Below are 16378 nucleotides of genomic sequence, written 5' to 3'. Positions count from 1 at the left end.
CTTCAACACGTCTAAAAACCGCGCAGCTTTGTTATTATTCCGCAACTTTTGTTTTTGCCCGACCAGGTAGTCCTATGTCTGACCGCAGCGCTCGTTTCCAAGCACTTCAGCAAGCACTCAAAGAGCGCATCCTGATTCTCGATGGCGGCATGGGTACTATGATCCAAAGCTACCGCCTCGAGGAACACGACTATCGTGGCACGCGCTTCGCCGATTGGCCAAGCGATGTCAAAGGCAACAACGACCTGTTGCTGCTGTCGCGCCCCGACGTCATCGCCGCCATCGAGAAGGCCTACCTGGACGCCGGCGCCGACATTCTCGAAACCAACACCTTCAACGCCACGCAGATTTCCCAGGCCGACTACGGCATGGAGTCGCTGGCCTATGAGCTTAACCTCGAAGGCGCACGCATCGCCCGTCAGGTCGCCGATGCCAAGACCCTCGAGACCCCGGACAAACCGCGCTTCGTTGCCGGCGTGCTCGGCCCCACCAGCCGCACCTGCTCGATTTCCCCCGACGTCAACGACCCGGGCTATCGCAACGTCACCTTTGACCTGCTGGTAGAAAACTACCTTGAGGCGACCCGCGGCCTGATCGCTGGCGGCGCCGACCTGATCCTGATCGAGACCATCTTCGACACCCTCAACGCCAAGGCGGCGATCTTCGCCGTGCAGCAGGTGTTCGAGGAAGACGGCGTCCAATTGCCAATCATGATCTCCGGGACCATCACCGACGCTTCCGGCCGCACCCTGTCGGGGCAGACCACCGAAGCGTTCTGGAACTCGGTGCGCCATGCCAACCCGATCTCGGTGGGCCTGAACTGCGCCCTCGGTGCCAAGGACCTGCGCCCCTACCTCGAAGAGCTGTCGAGCAAAGCCGGCACCCATGTCTCGGCGCACCCCAACGCCGGCCTGCCGAACGCCTTCGGTGAGTACGACGAAACCCCGGCCGAAATGGCCGTGGTGGTCGAAGAGTTCGCCGCCAGCGGCTTCTTGAACATCATCGGCGGCTGCTGCGGTACCACCCCGGGGCATATCCAGGCGATTGCCGAGGCGGTCGCCAAGTACCCGCCACGGGCCATTCCCGACATCCCCAAGGCCTGCCGGCTGTCGGGCCTTGAGCCGTTCACCATCGACCGCAACTCGTTGTTCGTCAACGTCGGTGAGCGCACCAACATCACCGGTTCCGCCAAGTTCGCCCGCCTGATCCGCGAAGAGAACTACACCGAAGCGCTGGAAGTCGCCCTGCAGCAGGTCGAGGCCGGCGCCCAGGTGATCGACATCAACATGGACGAAGGGATGCTCGACTCCCAGGCGGCCATGGTCAAGTTCCTCAACCTGATCGCCGGTGAGCCGGACATTTCCCGCGTACCGATCATGATCGACTCCTCCAAGTGGGAAGTGATCGAAGCCGGCCTCAAGTGCATCCAGGGCAAGGGCATCGTCAACTCGATCTCGATGAAGGAAGGCGTCGAGGCCTTCAAGCATCACGCCAAGCTGTGCAAGCGCTACGGCGCCGCCGTGGTGGTGATGGCCTTCGACGAGGTCGGCCAGGCCGACACCGCCGCGCGCAAGCGCGAGATCTGCCAGCGCAGCTACGACATCCTGGTCAATGAAGTGGGCTTTCCGGCCGAAGACATCATCTTCGACCCGAACATCTTCGCCGTTGCCACCGGCATCGAGGAGCACAACAACTACGCCGTCGACTTCATCGAAGCCTGCGCCTATATCCGCGACCACCTGCCCTACGCCCTGAGCTCGGGCGGTGTTTCCAACGTGTCGTTCTCGTTCCGTGGCAACAACCCGGTGCGCGAGGCGATCCACTCGGTGTTCCTCTACCACGCGATCCAGAACGGCCTGACCATGGGTATCGTCAACGCCGGCCAGCTGGAGATCTACGACGAGATCCCGCCGGCGCTGCGCGAGCGGGTCGAGGACGTGGTGCTCAACCGCACCCCGGAAGGCACCGACGCCCTGCTGGCGATCGCCGACGACTACAAGGGCGGCGGCGCGGTCAAGGAAGTCGAGAACGAGGAATGGCGCTCGCTGCCGGTTGGCAAGCGCCTGGAACATGCGCTGGTCAAGGGCATCACCGCCTTTATCGTGGAAGACACCGAAGAGTGCCGCCAGCAGTGCGCGCGCCCGATCGAGGTGATCGAAGGCCCACTGATGAGCGGCATGAACGTGGTCGGCGACCTGTTCGGCGCCGGCAAGATGTTCCTGCCCCAGGTGGTCAAGTCGGCGCGGGTAATGAAGCAGGCGGTAGCGCACCTGATTCCCTTCATTGAACTGGAAAAAGGCGACAAGCCCGAAGCCAAGGGCAAGATCCTCATGGCCACGGTCAAGGGCGACGTGCACGACATCGGCAAGAACATCGTCGGCGTGGTGCTCGGTTGCAACGGCTATGACATCGTCGACCTCGGCGTCATGGTCCCGGCCGAGAAGATCCTGCAGACCGCCCGCGAGCAAAAATGCGACATCATCGGCCTGTCCGGCTTGATCACCCCGTCGCTGGACGAGATGGTCCATGTTGCCCGCGAAATGCAGCGCCAGGACTTCCACCTGCCGCTGATGATCGGCGGCGCGACCACCTCGAAGGCCCACACGGCGGTGAAGATCGAGCCCAAGTACAGCAACGACGCGGTGATCTACGTCACCGACGCCTCACGCGCGGTGGGCGTCGCCACCCAGTTGCTGTCCAAGGAACTCAAGCCAGGCTTCGTCGAGAAGACCCGCCTGGACTACATCGAAGTGCGCGAGCGCACCGCCAACCGCAGCGCCCGCACCGAGCGCCTGAGCTACGAGCAGTCGATCGCCGCAAAGCCCAAGTATGACTGGGCCGGTTACCAGCCGGTGGTGCCGAGCTTCACCGGCGTCAAGGTACTGGAGAACATCGACCTCAAGGTACTGGCCGAGTACATCGACTGGACGCCGTTCTTCATCTCCTGGGACCTGGCCGGCAAGTACCCGCGCATCCTCACTGACGAAGTGGTCGGCGAAGCCGCGACCGCGCTGTTCAAGGATGCCCAGGAAATGCTCGCCAAGCTGATCGACGAAAAGCTGATCAGCGCCCGCGCGGTGTTCGGTTTCTGGCCGGCCAACCAGGTCAACCATGACGACATCGAAGTCTATGGCGCCGATGGTCAGCCACTGGCGCAGCTGCACCACCTGCGCCAGCAGACCATCAAGCCGGACAACAAGCCGAACTTCTCCCTGGCCGACTTCGTCGCACCTAAAGACACCGGCATCACCGATTACGTCGGCGGTTTCATCACCACCGCCGGCATCGGCGCCGAGGAAGTGGCCAAGGCGTACCAGGACAAGGGCGACGACTACAACTCGATCATGGTCAAGGCCCTCGCCGACCGCCTGGCCGAAGCCTGCGCCGAGTGGCTGCACGAACAGGTGCGCAAGGACTACTGGGGTTACGCCAAGGACGAGCACCTGGACAACGAGGCGCTGATCAAGGAGCAGTACTCGGGTATCCGCCCTGCCCCGGGCTACCCGGCCTGCCCGGACCACACCGAGAAGGAAACCCTGTTCCGCCTGCTCGACGGCACCGCCATCGGCGAAACCGGGCCCAGCGGCGTGTTCCTCACCGAGCACTTCGCCATGTTCCCGGCGGCGGCGGTCAGCGGCTGGTATTTCGCCCACCCGCAGGCGCAGTACTTTGCCGTCGGCAAGGTCGACAAGGACCAGGTGCAGAGCTACACCGCGCGCAAAGGCCAGGAACTGAGCGTGAGCGAGCGCTGGCTGGCGCCTAACCTTGGTTATGACAACTGAAGCTGCAAGCTTCAAGCTACAAGCTGCAAGAAGGCGCATCAGCCTCTTGTAGCTTGAGGCTCATAGCTTGCAGCTTCCGTCTACACTGAGAGGGGATGCCTTTTAACCAGGAGCCCCTCATGGACGAACCCGCCCAAGGCAAACCCCCGACCTTCTGGCAGATGCTGCAAAGCATCCTGGCAGCGGCCTTCGGGGTGCAAAGCGGCAAGAACCGCGCCCGCGACTTCAACCACGGCAAGGCCAGCCACTTCATTGCGCTGGGCACCGTGTTCACTTTGCTGTTCATTCTGGTGTTGATCGGGCTGGTGCAACTGGCCATGCACCTGACCGCCCGCTGAAAAGCAGTCCGCCCGCAGATGTCCATTCTGCGGGCGGTTCACTGTTACCCATCGGGTGATGTCACTGGTGGCTGACCCAGTACACGGCGGTCACTACCACGAGGATGATCAGACAGAGTATCGCCCAAGCATCGACACTGCTGTCAGGCTTACCCGCTTTGGTCGAATTTCCCATTGCATCGCCTCTTGTAGTGTTTATGGGAATGCATGTCACCCGTAGCAGTTAAGTTCAGCAATGGCCATTGCTCAAGCAGGGGTATTTCAATATTCGACCGGGGCGTTGAGAAACGGGTAGCGGTAATCCGGCGCATGGCCCTGAGCGCTGAAACGGTTGAAATCCAGGCCGTAGTCGGCTTGATCCTGCAGGTTCAGCCAGCGCCGGGCCCGTTGCGGGTCGATCATCTGCAGCACCGGCACCTGGTAATCGCGCCGGCCATCTCGGTCGATTGGCAATTTCAGCGCATCATCGTGCAGTAACACCATGGCCCAGCCGCCGAGGGAAAAGTGTCCGCCCATGAGCACGCTCAGGCGCCCGTCGATGCGCGCCTGCAACGCCGCCGGCGAGCTGTTGACGGCGCTCAGCAGCACATCCTTGCCCGGCACGCGCCCAGCTTCCTCCAGCGCCTGCATGGCGCCAAAGGCCATTTCGTCGTTGGCCGACCACACCAGCTCGACCTTCGGGTAGCGCTGTAACAGCTGGCGGGCCTGTTCGTAGGCACGCTCGCGGCCCCAGCCGCCATACACCACCTGGCGCAGGCGTACCTCGGGGTGCTCGGCCAGGGCGCGGCGCATGCCCTGCTCGCGCAACTGCGAGGCCGGGGTGGTCTTGAGCCCGGAAAACGCCAGCAGCTCCAGCGGCCGGGTCACCCCCGGGCGGGCACGCAGGGCAATCAGGGTTTTGAGCATCTGGTAGCCGGCCTGCTCGTCATTGCCGACCAGGGTGGCGAGCAAGGGCGGGTATTTGTCCGGGTGGCTGGCAATCAGCTCGACCTGATTCGGTGTCAGGCCGTTATTGACCAGGAACAGCTTTACCCCGCTGTCGCGGGACAGGCGGATGATCTCCGGAGCAATGTACTGCTCGTTCACCAGCACCAGGTAATCGGGACGCTGGCGGCCTTCGAGCACTTCACGGGCCTGGGTCAGCGCCAGCTCCGGCCGGCGCTCGCTGTACTGGATACGCAACTGCAGGCCAAGATCGTCGGCGGCAGCCTGCATGAAACGCGAATAACTGACCCAAAAAGTCTCGTTGGAATAGCCCGGATTGAGAAACACCACTGAAGCCGCCTGCGCGCCGGCCACCAGTGGCAGGCTCAGGCAAAGGCTTTGGCACAAGGCCTTGAGCATGCGTTGACGCTCCCGCTATTCAAACCGCCAATTATAACCGTCCGTAGTGGCACATTGGACAAATGCCAGTCAGTCTCACTTAGTCCAAATGGTTCTTTTCATATGCAAAAACTTCACTTTTGCGCATAAACGCAAACTGCTATCTTTCCTCGGCTCCGCATCGGAGTGCGCGGCCGTGCGCGCGATTAGCTGCAAGCAGCTTGAGAACAGGACCCCTATGTACGTATACGACGAGTACGATCAGCGGATCATCGAGGACCGCGTCAAGCAGTTCCGGGATCAGACCAGCCGCTACCTGGCCGGTGAACTGAGCGAAGAAGAGTTCCGCCCCCTGCGCCTGCAAAATGGCCTCTATATCCAACGTTTTGCCCCGATGTTGCGGGTCGCCGTGCCTTATGGCCAGCTGACCTCGCGCCAGACACGGATGCTGGCGAAGATCGCGCGCGACTACGACAAGGGCTACGCCCACATCAGCACCCGGCAGAACGTGCAGTACAACTGGCCAGCCCTGGAAGACATCCCCGAGATCCTGGCCGAGCTTGCCACCGTGCAGATGCACGCGATCCAGACCAGCGGCAACTGCCTGCGCAACGTCACCACCGACCAGTTCGCCGGTGTCGCTGCCGATGAAGTGATCGACCCGCGCCCCTGGTGCGAGATCGTCCGCCAGTGGACCACCTTCCACCCAGAATTCGCCTACCTGCCGCGCAAGTTCAAGATCGCCATCAACGGCTCGAGCAGCGACCGCGCGGCCATCGAAGTGCACGATATCGGCCTGGAGCCTGTGTACAACGCAGCCGGCGAGCTGGGCTTTCGCGTACTGGTCGGTGGCGGCCTGGGCCGTACCCCGGTGGTCGGCGCCTTCATCAACGAGTTCCTGCCCTGGCAGGACCTGCTCAGTTACCTGGACGCGATCCTGCGGGTGTACAACCGCTACGGCCGTCGCGACAACAAGTACAAGGCGCGGATCAAGATCCTGGTCAAGGCGCTCACCCCTGAAGTGTTCGCCGAGAAGGTCGAGGCCGAAATGGCCCACCTGCGCGGCGGCAGCACCACCCTGACCGAAGCCGAAGTGCACCGCGTGGCCAAGCACTTCGTCGACCCGGACTACAAGGCGCTGGACAACCTCGACTTCAGCGAGCTCGAACAGCAGCACCCAGGCTTTGCCCGCTGGCGCGCGCGCAACGTGCTGGCGCACAAGCGCCCTGGCTACGTCGCCGTGACCCTGTCGCTCAAGCCTACCGGCGTCGCCCCCGGCGACCTCACCGACAAGCAACTGGATAGCGTGGCTGACCTGGCCGAGCGCTACAGCTTCGGCCAGCTGCGCACCTCCCACGAGCAGAACATCATTCTTGCCGACGTCGAGCAGAGCCAGTTGCATGCCCTGTGGCTGGAGCTGCGCGAAAACGGCTTGGCCACGCCGAACATCGGCCTGCTAACCGACATCATCTGCTGCCCGGGCGGTGACTTCTGCTCGCTGGCCAACGCCAAGTCGATCCCGATCGCCGAGTCCATCCAGCGCCGTTTCGACGACCTCGACTACCTGTTCGACATCGGCGAGCTGGACCTGAACATCTCCGGCTGCATGAACGCCTGTGGTCACCACCACGTCGGCCATATCGGCATCCTCGGGGTGGACAAGAAAGGCGAAGAGTTCTATCAGGTCTCCCTGGGGGGCAGCGCCAGCCGCGACGCCAGCCTGGGCAAGATCCTCGGCCCTTCCTTTGCCCAGGACGACATGCCGGATGTGATCGAGAAGCTGATCGACGTCTACGTTGAAAAACGCACCGAAGACGAGCGCTTCATCGACACCTACCAACGTATTGGCATCGACCCATTCAAGGAACGCGTCTATGCAGCGAATCATTAAGAACAACCAGATCGTCGACGAAACCTGGCACCTGCTGCCCAAGGATTTCAACATCGACGAAGTGACCAACTGCGACGACTACATCGTGCCGCTGCAGCTGTGGCGTGAACACGGCCATATGCTCAAGGCCCGCGACGGCGGCCTGGGCGTCTGGCTGGACGCCGACGAAGAGGCTGAAGAAATCGGCGAAGTGGCCAACCAGTTCCAGGTCATTGCCCTGAACTTCCCGGCCTTCACCGACGGGCGCAACTACTCCAACGCGCGCCTGCTGCGTGACCGCTACAAGTTCACTGGCGAGCTGCGCGCCATTGGCGACGTGCTGCGCGACCAGTTGTTCTACATGAAGCGTTGCGGCTTCGATGCTTTTGCCCTGCGTGCCGACAAGGACCCGGTCGAAGCGCTGAAGAGCCTGCAGGACTTCTCGGTGACCTACCAGGCCGCCACTGACGAACCGCAACCGCTGTTCCGTCGTCGCTGAATGCATCGCGGGGCAAGCCGGTTTGCCCCGCGGTCAATCTCAAGTACCTGGATCATCCTGCGCCAAAGCCGTGCCCTCTGCCGCACTTCTCGCGGCCCGACGTAGCTTGCGGCCTGACGTGGGGCGCTTCGTCGACTCAAGGGCGAGCCAGGCATCCAGGTCTTCATCGGCAAAGGTTTTTTTCTGAACCCGGGGTGACAACGGCCCTGCCGCGTCGGCAAAGCGCCGGGTCATGAGTAAAAAGCCGGTGTGGGCGATCATCCGGTGCTCGGGACGCACCGCCAGCCCTTCAAGATGCCATTCACGAACCATCGACTCCCAGGCTTGGGGCTCAGTGAAGCGCCCGTCTGCGCGAATCGCTTCAGCCGTACGTGACAGCTGGGTCACGGTGGCGACATAGCTGATCCATACACCACCGGGTACCAGCACCTGGGCGACCGCATCAAGACACTCCCAGGGCGCCAGCATATCGAGTACCACACGATCGATACTGCCCGGTGCTTCGTGCTTGAGCACCTGTTCCTGCAAATCACCCAAGGTAATCCGCCAGGCCGGGTGTGCCTGCCCGAAAAGGCTCTGGACATTGCCGCGAGCGATATCGGCGAATTCCTCGCGACGCTCGATCGAGTGCAGGTAGCCGTGATCGCCCACCGCACGCAGCAAGGAAATAGACAGCGCCCCCGAACCCACGCCAGCCTCAACCACCCGCGCACCGGGAAAAATATCGGCCATGGTCACGATCTGGCCGGCGTCCTTGGGGTAGACCACCGCCGCACCGCGGGGCATGGATTGGACAAAGTTGCTCAGCAGCGGCCTGAAGACGTGATACTGCTGGCCTTGGCTGCCGGTGACCCGCAAGCCATCCGGACACCCGATGATCTGGTCATGATCAAGATAGCCTTTATGGGTGTGAAATTGACCACCCGGCGCCAGGCAGATGACATTCAGACGCCCACGCTCATCACTGAGCTGGACACGCTCCCCTGCACGCAACGGGCCACGTCGCTGGGACGACCCTACCGCTACCTGAGGTGCGGCTTGGGCCGATGGCGAGCAAAAACTATTCAAAAGGCGTACTCCTCCAGGCTCTTGGAACAAATCCGTGTGTCGAGACTGGAGTCGAACCAGGGCAGAGTGTTACGCAGCCGGCATGTATCACGCCAGCGCTTGTGTAATAGCATGTGTAGGAGCGGCTCCCGCACCCGGCCAGGCACGGGAGCCGGCAGTTAGAGATGGGTAACCTGATCCGGCACGCTGTTCCAGATATCCGTGGTCAGTGTCTCGATCAGATTGCGCTCAACCTCTTTTATCCTTTCAAGGTAGGCTTTGCTTCTTTCATTATATTCCTGGGATGAAATCGTGACTGAGTCTAGGTCCAACTGATCCTGCAGCTCATGAATCGGTTTTTTGGCCTCATCGAAACGGGATTTATAATTTTCATTGAGAAACTCGACCCAGAAGTCCCGACTCGAGAGCTCAGCCTTCAGGAACTCTGGCGTTTCCCTCTCAAGCACCTCGTTTTCGGCGGCGACTAGCTGCGCCTGCGTCACATTGGCTAGGCGCCCGAACAGCATGCTTTGCGGCTGCCCCGGCAGGTCCAGGTGTTCGGCCAGACCGATGCGATACGCCAAACGCACCTCCACATCGTCAACTTCAAGCCCTTGCGCCCGTCTTGCATCAATATCACGCAAGGCAATCCGTTCCACCGCGTCAAGTCGACTCAAGCGACGAGCCAGGTCGACCAGCGCGTATTCGGCGCCGACCACTGTCCCGGCTTGCTTCGCTTGTCCCACCAGCACCAGCACCTCAAACTGGCTGAACACCAGAATGACACCGTCGCCGCAGGTATCCGGGCCATTGGCAAAGTTGAACAACGAAGCGCGGACCTTTTCATCGCTTTTGGCAGCAGCGAGCACGTTCAGCACACGCTCGCGCAACCCGGTGAAGTCGTCGCGATAATCAGCGGTTTCGGGTAAATCGTTGAGCACACGGAAAAACTCGCGACTTCCCGCCATGTCAGCCAGATCGCTCCAATGGCCTTTGATTTGCTCCGCTCTGGCCGCGTCGACGCCGATCAACCAGCGCGCTACAGGTGATTCAGGTGTTACAAGGTGCGGCCCGCGCAGGTTCTGCACTACCTGGAAACTCACGCCAGTGCGCTGGTGGTAAGTTTCCAGCCGCTCAAGGCTGAATTGATCCAGCAAATTGCCATGCAGGTGGGTGATGCGATTGATTCTCACAACCTGCGGCGAGCTCTGCAATACCGCATCGGGTACATGGCGAATCTCGTTGTTGCGCAGGTCCAGCATGGTCAGGTGCTCAAGCCCGAACACGCCCTCAGGCCAGGTGCTGATTCCGGTACTCCTCAATGACAGGTTGAGCAGCCCCGGCATTGTTCCGACAACAGGTGGCTCGCGCAGCGGGTTGTCATCCAGAAACAGCAGTTTCAGTTGCGTGAGCCGCCCAAGCACCGCCTGGGTCGCCTCGGTCATCTCCAGGTTGTTGTTGCGTACTTTTAGCCGGGTCAGGCCCTGCAGTTCGCCGATTGCCTCGTCCAGCCCGGTCAGGCGGTTGCCGTTGAGATCGAGCCAGCGCAGCCTGGTGAAAACCTGCAGAAAGCTTGCCGGCACTGATCGCAGGCCCATTGCCGAGAGAGCAAGGTCGCCAATGTGACTGAAGTCCGCCGTCAACGCTGGCAGGGTGCCCAGACGCCAGTTGCTCAAGTCCAGACGGTAGCCGATAAAGCGTCCGTCACCGGCGTGGACACGGGCCGTTTCCCGGCGCCAGGCCTTTTTGATTTGTTCAGCCACCATGCGCAGCGGCCGGGCATTCGGTGGGAGCACCCAACCATCATCCCCGACGTCGTGTATCTGCTCGACCCATTGATTAAGGGTTTGCGTCAACTGCTGGTATTCCTCCCGACGCCGCTCCAGCGCCTGAGCCCGCTCAACCTCTGTCGCGCCCAGTTCCTGAAGCAAACGTTCTGCCTCTTGCGGCTCCAGGATCGGATAAAGGCTGCGGACCTGGCTCAACAGGCTAGTGTCGAATCGGTTGCCCACCGCCCCACGGCCGCTGAGCGGATAGCCCAGGCGCCCGTCGGCCAGGCGCATCGGCGTGCGTAGCCAGGGGCGTACTGGCTGCTGGCCGAGCAAGCGTGAAGCGCGAAGCCGGTCTGCCGAGGCCAACGCCGCCAGCGTCGCCTGCAAGCGATCCCGCTCGCCAATCTGCAGCCCCAGTGACTGGCGTTCACTGTCCGGCAGTGCCCGCAGCAGCGCCCCGGCCATATCGTCGTTGACGGTCAGTTCGTTGCCGTGCGCATCGAAGGCGCTGTAACGCTGGTCTTTGCGCAGCAGGGTCTTGAGTTCGCCGCTCGGCTCGCCAACCGACGCCAGCAGCTCGCCATCGAACGTTTCGGCACGCACTTGCAGGTGAACCCGGGCGCTCCAGCCGGGCAGTTGATCGAGCAGGCGCAGCATCAGCAGGTCACTGTCCAGGCTGGCCAGACGCGGTTGGTAGATCCCCTCGAGCGCACGGTTCAAGCGCACCTGGCGCTGGTACAGCCGGGCCTCCTCGGCCAGGCGCAGGGGCACCCGGGCAGCGGCTTGCTGTAGCGTGCCCAGTTCGCCCGGGGTGGCATGGTTGAGCAGTTCTTCAGCGGCCTGCAGGGGCAGCAAGGGAAAGTCCCGTTGCAGCAGACGCACCTCTGCCTGCGCCTGCTGGGCAGGCGTCGCATAGATGCTTTCGAATATCGCCGAGCGCCTCAATTCGGCGCGCCCAGCCAACTTGTTACGCAAGGTCTGCAAGCGTTCAGCGGGCTGCACATGGGCACCCAGCACGCGGTTGATGGTCTGCTCGTCAACACGCTGCAATATGGCTTCGGGCAGTTGGTTGGCATAAAGCTCACTCATCAACACTTTGAAAGTGTCTGCATCAGGCCAACGATCGAGACCATAAACCGTCGAGTCGCCCCATAACTCGGGGCCGCGAAACACTTCGATCGGCAGGTTCAGCCAGTTGGGCAGTTCGGTGGCCAGTACCACGGCAAAGTCCCGGCCCACGCCGCCCGGCGAGCCGCTGCGCAGGTTGCCGACCCAGGTTTCGAGCTGGCGGTCCAGGCGCAAACGCTGCAGGGTATCGGCCAGCAACGGCGGCAGTGGTTGCTGCGTGGCGTAAATGGCGCGCAAGACATCATCGCTAACCCCGCTGATATCGGCCGCCTGCAGCCGCTCGGCGTCGCTGAGCCCCTCAGCGGCATGCCCCAGTCGCTGCAACAACTGCAGGCGGCTCCAGCCCAGTGGCTGCTCGCCGATCACCCGCCAGTTGCCCTGGCCATTGTGTTCAAGCACAGGCCGGTAAGCCGATGGGTCTGCCGGGTGGAGGATGCTCCACTGCCCGGTTTCGGTTGTCGCCACGGCGAAAGTATCGTTACCCAGGCGGATGTAGCGCTTGCCCTCGACCAGGTAGTGACCGTTACTGTCGGGTTCGATCCCTTGCAGGTCGATGTCCTGGGTGTAGTCACCCAGCGCAGGCTGCCACAAGCGCAATTGACCATCGGGCAGCCTGACCTTGACCAGGCGATTGATCGCCTCGCTGGCCGCAACCGGCTCGAGGGCCCTGCCGGCAAGGCCCAGCCCGGCGATGAAGGCAACATTGAGGCCCACCGATTTAAGGTGCGTCCAGGCCTCGCCCAGCTCGCCAGCTTCCCAGGCGTGGGCACCTTCGACCACCTCGCCGATCAGTTGCGCCGCCGCCACGGCGGCCATCACCGCGCCGAGCGAGGGGACAAAAAACGCTGCGACATTGAGCAGGTTGAAACCGATCGACTCCCAGTAAGCCAGGCGCTCGCGCCAGGCCTGGTCGTCGACGTCGGCACTGGGCACGGCCAGGGTCCGCGCCTCATCCTTGATCTTCTGCAGGTGACGGTCTTGCAGGTAGCCAAACAGCTCCTGGTCGATGAAGGTCTCGCGCACATGCAGGTTGGCGTCCGGGTTCGGCCGCCGCCAGTACAGGCGGCCGCCATCATTGACCAGGTGATACAGCGCCTCCTCCAACCGTTTGAGTACATGCTGCTGCGATTGGTGGGCAACATAACCGCGCAACAGCGACTGGTACGCGGGTTTGCGCAGCAGGACCTTCAGGTCATCGGTGGCGGCCTTGACCGACGGGTACTCCTTGAGCACCGCACCCGGCGCCCCTGGCAGGTAGAGGATTACCGGCTCGACGCGATTGTCGTTGCGCTCAGGCCCGATCACCAGCACATCGGACAGCGGCGCTTCGAACATGCTCAGCTGGCTGCAACGCACGGGCTTGCCATTCCAGCGCGGCGCCCGCACGCCACTCAACAGATCAAGCAGGACCTTACGTCCCTGCTCGCTGATCTGTTTTTTCATGAAGGCGACCTGCAGGTTCACCCTCAACTGATCCTTGTACAACTCGATTGCCAGGCTACGACGCAGGGCGCCGCTGGCCGGTGTCTCGAACACTTCGCTCAGGTGCCGCTGGTATTGCCCGCCCAGGTCCAGGTCATGGCATACGCGGGCAAACGCCAGGGGTTCGATATCGAGCTTTTGCGTGTAGCGATAGCGAAAACGCGGGTAGCCCTGCTCGGTCCCTGGTATCAGCTCAAGAGAGAACGCGTCCTTGGGCGCCAGCGCGGTGCCGGCCTCAAACTCGCTACCGGCGGCAAAGTTCTGCAACGCCGCCTGCATCAGGCTCTGGCGGCGCGGAACAGTCCTGAGCATTGACCCCAGCAGCACCGATTCACGCTCGATGCGCACGAACTCATCGAAGTCGATATCAGGCTCGGCCCCAAGGTCGGCTTTGAGCCGGGCCCTGAGCAAGGGCTCGCAAAATGCGCCGATGCCTTTGAGGTCTTTCAGCTCACGGGCCAGGCGCTGGCCGGAGCGGCGGCTGCGCTGCTGGTAATCGACCAGTAGCGTTTGTTCCGCTGCGCTGGCAGTCGCAAACCAGTCTTGCTGCTCGCGGCCATGCTGCTGCGCCAGCAACTGCACGCCCATGCGCTCGAAGTCTTCGGGCCGGGCATGGCGAAGCCAGGCCGGCAGGCGTTGCGAAATGAACGGGCCATGCGGGCCGGGAACGGATTGTGAAGAGGGGGTGGTCATGGCAAGTCTCCTGTTGGCTTGAATGCCTAGGAGACCTGCCGCAAGCACCGCCAGGGTGCTAATTAATGCTTGGGCGTTGCAGGGGCTAGCCGGTTACCACAGCCGGCCACTGAGACGGCTCCAGAGCTTGACCGCCAGGTGTTCGAGCGACCCGCTGGCCGCCAGGCCCACACGCTCCTGCAGGCTTTTGCGCTCGGCAAAGTGCAACTGATACAGGTTGGCCTCGCGGGCGCGCTGGCTCAGGTACTCGTCGCTGGTCATCAACTGGTCGACCAGTTGCTTGTTCAGCGCGGCAACGCCGAGCCAGACCTCACCGGTGGCAACATCATCGATGTGCAACTGCGGGCGGTAGCGCGAGACGAAGTCCTTGAACAACTGGTGGGTGATGTCCAGGTCTTCCTGGAACTTTTCCCGGCCCTTCTCGGTGTTCTCGCCGAACACGGTCACGGTGCGTTTGTATTCACCGGCGGTGAACACTTCGAAGTCGACGTCGTGTTTTTTCAGCAGGCGGTTGACGTTGGGCAGCTGCGCCACCACGCCGATCGAACCAAGGATGGCAAAGGGTGCGCTGACGATCTTGTCGCCGATGCAGGCCATCATGTAGCCACCGCTGGCGGCGACCTTGTCGATGCACACGGTCAATGGCACGCCGGCCTGGCGAATGCGCGCCAGTTGCGAGGCCGCCAGGCCATAGCTATGGACCATGCCACCGCCGCTTTCAAGGCGCAGCACCACTTCGTCCTGGGCCGTGGCCAGGCTCAGCACCGCGCTGATTTCATGGCGCAGGCTCTCGGTGGCCGAGGCCTTGATGTCGCCGTCGAAGTCGAGGACGAACACCCGGCTTTTTTCTTCGGGCTTTTTCTTCAGTTGTTTGTCGGCCTTGGCCTGCTGCTTGCGCAAGGCTTTTAACTGGGCTTTGTCCAGCAAGCTGCTTTCCAGGCGCTCACGCAAGTCCTTGTAGAACTCATTGAGCTTGTTGACCTGCAACTGGCCGCCGCCCTTGCGCCGGCCCTTGCCGCGCAAACCGGCAATTGCCGAGAGGACAATCAGAATCGCGATCACCAGGGTCGCGGTCTTGGCGAGAAAGCTTGCGTACTCTGCAAGAAACTCCACAGTAACTCCTTAACATGCCTGCGCCCGTGCGGCGCGAACCGATAGTCAAGCATACCGAGGCCGCCCTGCCCCTGCCAGCGCAGGAAATCTTCGGCAATGCAGTTCAAACGCTCTTTTCAAACGCTTGTATGTTTTTTCGTTGACAGCCTGACAGCGGCAACCTAACCTCGGCTCATCCTTAGCGCAGGCGGACGACGTGGGCAGTATCTACCTGATTCGACATGGCCAGGCTTCATTTGGTGCAGACGACTACGACGTCCTCTCGCCCGTTGGCATGCGCCAGAGCGAGGCCCTGGGCGATCACCTGGCGCAACTGGGCTTGCGCCTGGACCGCTGCCTGGCTGGCGACCTGCGCCGCCAGCAGGACACCGCGCGCCTGGCCCTGGCTCGCATGCAAGCGGCCGGAGCCGCCGTACCGGCACTGGAAACCGACAACGCCTTTAACGAATTCGATGCCGACGGCGTCATCCGCGGCCTGCTGCCCGGCCTGTTGCCGGACGAGCCCGAAGCCTTGCACGTGCTGCGCAATGGCACCCAGAACCGCAGCGAGTTCCAGCGTCTGTTCGCCTTGCTGGTGCAGCGCTGGCACGGCGGCGAACATGCCTGCGACGGCGCCGAGAGCTGGCAGGGCTTTGTCCAGCGGGTCGACGGCGGCCTGCAGCGGGTGCTGCAACAGGCCGGCAACGGCGACAACATTGCCATTTTCACCTCGGGCGGCACCATTGCCGCCCTGCTCCACCTGGTAACCCGTATCACTGCCGGCCAGGCTTTCGAGCTGAACTGGCAGATCATCAACACCTCGCTCAGCCAACTGAAGTTTCGCGGCCGCGAGGTGGCCCTGGCTTCCTTCAACAGTCAGGCCCATGTGCAGCTGTTGAAGGCGCCGGAGCTCATCACCTACCGATGAACCCCGGCTCGTTGTGACCTCACCCGTCACGCAAATCACTTAATAAGGAACACACCATGAGCGATGTAGCAAAAGCCGTCGAAGCGATGAAAGCCAAGTTCAACCCAGCCGCCGCCGCTGGCCTGGACCTGGTATTCGGTTTCAACATCACTGACGAAGACAAGCACTACGCCCTCATCGTCAAGGATGGCACCTGCGAAATCCAGGAAGGCGAAAACGCCGACGCCAACTGCACCCTGGTGCTGGACAGCGACACCCTCAAGGGTATCGTCAGCGGCGAAACCGACGGCATGCAGGCCTTCATGGGCGGCAAGCTGCGCGTTGAAGGCGACATGATGCTGTCGATGAAACTGAGCGAGCTGTTCCCGGCCTGATCGGCTGGCAGCGAAAAAAAACCGAAGCCTGGGCTTCGGTTTTTTTTGCC

The 16378-nt window shown here is 62.2% G+C and carries 10 protein-coding genes; 6 read left to right on the top strand and 4 right to left on the bottom strand.

Features of this window, described 5'->3' with window-relative positions; genetic code table 11:
- The first annotated feature begins 74 nt into the window (after positions 1-74).
- A complete protein-coding gene (gene metH / locus ACIOVF_RS14275; RefSeq protein ID WP_045198589.1) occupies positions 75-3782 on the top strand; it encodes a methionine synthase in 3708 nt (1235 codons plus the stop codon).
- Between the two features lie 119 nt (positions 3783-3901).
- The gene (locus ACIOVF_RS14270) at positions 3902-4120 is read left to right on the top strand and encodes a DUF2970 domain-containing protein (RefSeq protein WP_010223692.1); all 219 of its coding nucleotides are present in this window, start codon (positions 3902-3904) and stop codon (positions 4118-4120) included.
- A 261-nt stretch (positions 4121-4381) separates the two neighbouring features.
- Here ACIOVF_RS14270 and ACIOVF_RS14265 read toward each other — a convergent pair whose 3' ends face one another.
- Positions 4382-5464, bottom strand: coding sequence for an ABC transporter substrate-binding protein (locus ACIOVF_RS14265; RefSeq protein ID WP_045198586.1), 1083 nt, complete (start codon positions 5462-5464; stop codon positions 4382-4384).
- A gap of 217 nt (positions 5465-5681) precedes the next feature.
- Between ACIOVF_RS14265 and ACIOVF_RS14260 the strand changes: the two genes are divergently transcribed.
- Positions 5682-7334, top strand: a complete 1653-nt coding sequence (locus tag ACIOVF_RS14260; RefSeq protein WP_093383634.1) for a nitrite/sulfite reductase — start codon at positions 5682-5684, stop codon at positions 7332-7334.
- Entirely contained in the window at positions 7318-7812 is a 495-nt protein-coding gene (locus ACIOVF_RS14255; protein ID WP_045198582.1) for a DUF934 domain-containing protein, read from the top strand. Before ACIOVF_RS14260 ends, ACIOVF_RS14255 begins: the two co-directional genes overlap by 17 nt.
- Before the next feature lie 39 nt (positions 7813-7851).
- On the opposite strand, the gene ACIOVF_RS14250 is transcribed toward ACIOVF_RS14255, so the two are convergent.
- The 3 genes from ACIOVF_RS14250 to sohB all read right to left on the bottom strand — a co-directional run bounded on the left by ACIOVF_RS14250 (position 7852) and on the right by sohB (position 15047).
- Entirely contained in the window at positions 7852-8805 is a 954-nt protein-coding gene (locus tag ACIOVF_RS14250; protein ID WP_401290206.1) for a tRNA (adenine-N1)-methyltransferase, read from the bottom strand.
- 233 nt (positions 8806-9038) lie between these two features.
- Positions 9039-13934, bottom strand: coding sequence for an NEL-type E3 ubiquitin ligase domain-containing protein (locus ACIOVF_RS14245; protein WP_401290204.1), 4896 nt, complete (start codon positions 13932-13934; stop codon positions 9039-9041).
- Positions 13935-14027: 93 nt separating this feature from the next.
- A complete protein-coding gene (sohB, locus tag ACIOVF_RS14240) occupies positions 14028-15047 on the bottom strand; it encodes a protease SohB (protein WP_401290202.1) in 1020 nt (339 codons plus the stop codon).
- 196 nt (positions 15048-15243) lie between these two features.
- Between sohB and ACIOVF_RS14235 the strand changes: the two genes are divergently transcribed.
- Complete coding sequence (locus ACIOVF_RS14235; RefSeq protein ID WP_401290199.1) at positions 15244-15954, top strand: histidine phosphatase family protein; 711 nt, start codon at positions 15244-15246, stop codon at positions 15952-15954.
- A gap of 56 nt (positions 15955-16010) precedes the next feature.
- Positions 16011-16328, top strand: coding sequence for an SCP2 sterol-binding domain-containing protein (locus tag ACIOVF_RS14230; protein WP_045198572.1), 318 nt, complete (start codon positions 16011-16013; stop codon positions 16326-16328).
- Positions 16329-16378 lie beyond the last annotated feature (50 nt).

It is taken from the genome of Pseudomonas sp. NPDC087612, assembly GCF_044743505.1.
Classification (GTDB): domain Bacteria; phylum Pseudomonadota; class Gammaproteobacteria; order Pseudomonadales; family Pseudomonadaceae; genus Aquipseudomonas.
The sequence above is the reverse complement of the archived record's forward strand: the minus strand, read 5'-3'. Positions and strand labels throughout refer to the sequence as shown.